Annotated in this window: 1 protein-coding gene; it reads left to right on the plus strand. The window is 64.9% G+C overall.

Annotated elements, in window-relative coordinates:
• Window positions 1–228: 228 nt before the first annotated feature.
• The coding region (locus tag HMPREF9463_RS11455; RefSeq protein WP_232219807.1) for a hypothetical protein at window positions 229–534 on the plus strand (306 nt) is incomplete at its 3' end.

Here is a 534-nt window from a genome sequence, read left to right on the forward strand (position 1 = left end):
GGCCCCGTCTCCAGCAGCTCCTTGGCGCGGTCTGGGTCATAGCGCACATCCCAGGGAGAGCAGTAATACCATGCGGAATTGCCTCCGTATCGGGTAAGCCGCCACCGAGCCTCGGCAATCGGAACGAAGCCGAGATCGCACCACTGGTAGGCGGTGTGGTCGCGGCGGCCCTCCTGCAAGGTTTCCTCGTCGATGTGAGCCCCCCCAANAATCGAGAAGGTCTTTGCGATGCTGTTCCGCGCGGGCGGCGCCCTCGATGCGCCCGCACTCATCGGCCTCGCGCTTCGCCTTGGCGTCGGCGCGGCGGCGGCGGTTGACCGCCTCGACGTCCTTTTTCGCCCAGGGGCGCGTCTGCTCGATGTTGTAGAACATCGCGGTCGTGTTTCCGTTCGGGGAGCGCCAAGTGCGCTCCACACCCTTTCCGAGCTGGCCTTTCTTGACATGGCGGTGCTTCTTCTCCCACTGTGCCGCGGTGCGCAGCTCGACGCCGTCAATCTCAATCATGGCGGCTCACCTCCTTGGGCAGATCGCAGT

Source organism: Collinsella sp. 4_8_47FAA (genome assembly GCF_000763055.1).
In the GTDB taxonomy this organism is placed as follows: Bacteria; Actinomycetota; Coriobacteriia; order Coriobacteriales; family Coriobacteriaceae; genus Collinsella.